Here is a 3,228-nt window from a genome sequence, read left to right on the forward strand (position 1 = left end):
AGAATTAGATGAAGCCATTACAACTGCCCTTAATGCAGTGACCAAAAAAGACATTTGGAAACGAGGAACGAAAGAAGCAAAGCAGTTTTTAATTGTCGCTCATTTTGATGATATCAATAATTTATGTCGTGTTCCGAACGAACAGAGGCTTCTAAAAGAGGCAGTTTTAAATTGTCTTAATCCACTCAGCCAACGCCTACATGACCCAAATGAATTTATCAAAATTGTCAAAATATGGAGCGAACAAAGACCTGGAATCAGGTTGTTACTCGTCATAGACCAATTTGAGGAGTTAATCACCTTAAGTTCTCACAGTAAAGAAGATAAGCAAAACCAGCAACCAAATCTTACGGAGTCGCAACAGTTCTTAAAACTGCTACAAGCAACTTTGGCAGCTAAGGAGCCGCAACTGAGCATAGTAATTACATTGCGATCCGACTTTGAACCGCGCTTCCTCAACTCGGAGGCACTCAAGTCATATTGGACACACGCTCGCTTTCCAGTCCGTGCCATGCGTTCCGATGAGTTACGGCAAGCGATTGAGCGTCCCGCAGCAGAAATGGCACTTTACTTTGAACAGCTTCCAGGACAGCGAAATCCGGTAGACAAGTTAGTTGATGAAATGGGGCAGATGCCTGGTGCCTTACCCTTGCTATCTTTTACACTCAGCGAACTTTACATTAAACTTGCTAAAAAGTGGGAAACTGGAGAGACAAGCGATCGCGCCCTGACACTTGATGCTGAATTTGACTTTGAAGGTGGCGTTGCTGGTTCTCTGACACAAAGAGCTAATAAGGAATATGACTCCTTACCCGATGATGCTCATAGAGATACCATGCGACGGGTAATGCTGCGGATGGTGACTGTTGAAAATGGGGTATCAGCACGGCGTCGGGTACCATTATCAGAATTAGTGTATGCAGACAAGCATGACCCGAGCAAGCGAGATGATAAAGAAAATAAGCGAGTCGAGTTAGTTGTCAAACGTCTTATTGAAGCTCGCTTGGTTGTCAGTGGACAGGAAACGGGAGAACCTTATGTAGAGCCAGCCCATGATTTTTTAGTAAAAAGCTGGGATCAACTACAGAAATGGCAACAAAAGGAGCAAGAAGATTTGCTCCTACTACGGCGACTGACTCCATCTGCCTTAGAGTGGAAAAACAAGGAACAATCAGCAAGTGTTCTTGGAAAAGCTGAACCTGTTCTAAGTTGGTTTGATAAGAAAATCGACTTTGGTGAGGACTGGTTTAACAAAATCAAAAAGAATGCTCAGGAACGCCAACTCGAGAAAAAGAGGCAGTTTCTTTGGAATGGTAATCCCTACCTTGATGTTTTAAGAAAGAAACTCAAATCTGTGGATTACTGGTTTAACCAGGTAGAAACAGAGTTCGTGCAGCAAAGCGTTTGGCAAAGACGTAGGAATGTTAACTTGCGTTGGAGCATTGCGATTGGCGTAACTGTGGTATCGCTCAGTTTAACTGCTTGGGCTTTATCTAATCTGAGACAAGCAATAATACAACAAATAAGTGCTGATAAAAATTCCACAGAAACTGCGTTTCGGGCAAACCAACTGACGTTAGAGGCTTTGATAAGTAGTTTACGGGCAGGAAAGTCCTTGAAGTCCTTGCTTGTGCGTAGACCATTCCAGCCAGACCAGCAGTGGCAAAATCAAGTCTTAACAACCTTGCAAAAGGCGGTTTATCAAGTTAAAGAACTCAATCGCTGGCGACTACCTCAAGGTCAGGTACGCGATATATTTTTGGGTCAAGATGACAAGGTATGGATTGCTGTTAGCACTGTTGTTAAAACAAATGACGGTCATCAGGACGATGTTATTAGCTTATGGGACTCAAAAACCCAACAGGTTACAAAATTGGCTTTGGGCAAAAATAGCGGTTTTAGAAAAAGTGTCAGTTTTAGTCCCGATGGCAGCCAACTGGCTATCGTAGGACGAAACGAAACCATCCACTTATGTGGTTTGGAGAGCAAGCATTGTGAGGAGTTACTAAAGGTTCCAGGCTTTATTGAAAGCGTCAGTTTTAGTCGCGATGGCAAGAGTCTAGCTTTAATTATTTCCAATAAGGAGAGGCAACGTAGTGCTTACTTATGGAATTTGCAAAGTCGAGAAGGGTTGAAAAAATTAGCAGAGTATTCAGAGACTCAAGGTATTACCGTAAAACACATCATGATTAATGGAAAAGACATCATGTTTAAAGGTATTACCGAAAAAGACATCATGTTTAGTAGTGATGGCTACCATCTAGTAAAAATTTCCAGAGACAATCTCCATTTTTCGGACTACTCATCCGAGCATGATTTAGGTGTAACTGTAAGAAATGTATCTATAATACCAACTACAGTAGACGATGTAATATTAAGCCCTGATAGCAAGAAAATGGTTACCACCCGAAGAAAATTGAGTCCCGGCATATCCAAGCTTTGTGTAATCGACTTTTGGGACTTGTCTTCTAGTCAGGATAATTCTACGCAACAATCAAAACCTTTCACAGAAGCTTGTTCCGCCAATTTTAATCCCCGTAACAACCAGTTAGCTATTGGAGGAAGAAACGGCGACATTAGTTTTTACGATTATAATAATCAAAAATCGACTGAATGGAAGGCTCATGAAGGCGCAGTTTGGAGTGTCAGATTTAGCAGTGATGGTAAACAATTAATCACTATTGGAGAAGATGGTACTATCCGCTTGTGGAGTACCCAAGAGTGGCAGTCAAGTTTACCTTCACTTCCTATAGACAAAAAAATTGAAAGTATCAGTGTTAGCCCTAATGGTCAACAGATAGCTCTCACAGACTCTCAGGGTGCTACTAGTTTGTGGGACTTATCGCATCAAACTTTAACCTCACTGCCAATAACTGAAGGTAGTTTCACCAGCGTTATTTTTACTCCTGATGGAAAACACTTTGCTGGTGCTAAAAAAGACAACACAATTACTGTTTTTGATATTTATGGAAAGCTTATTTATCTTAATAAATTTGAATTACATAGAGGTAATTTAAAGGACATGATTTTTCGTAAGGATGGTCGGTTATTTATAATTATTTATCATGACAAGGATTACGCTTATTCTTATTCTATAGTTGATTTTTCCAACAATCCCAAACTTTTTGAAAATCCCGTAGAACGAGGGCTATATATAGGGTACACATTTAGTCCTAAGGGACTTCCAAGGAATAAAATCACCAAGTGCAATAATGATAATCATTGTTA

1 protein-coding gene is annotated in these 3,228 nt (G+C 40.6%); it reads left to right on the forward strand.

All coding sequences use genetic code 11. The features are described 5' to 3' along the window. Positions 1–3,228 (forward strand): WD40 repeat domain-containing protein (locus ACFFAP_RS37425; protein ID WP_375515943.1); only part of this gene is annotated, 3,228 nt, incomplete at both ends.

The sequence above is a fragment of the uncultured Nostoc sp. genome (assembly GCF_964245575.1).
GTDB lineage: Bacteria > Cyanobacteriota > Cyanobacteriia > Cyanobacteriales > Nostocaceae > Nostoc.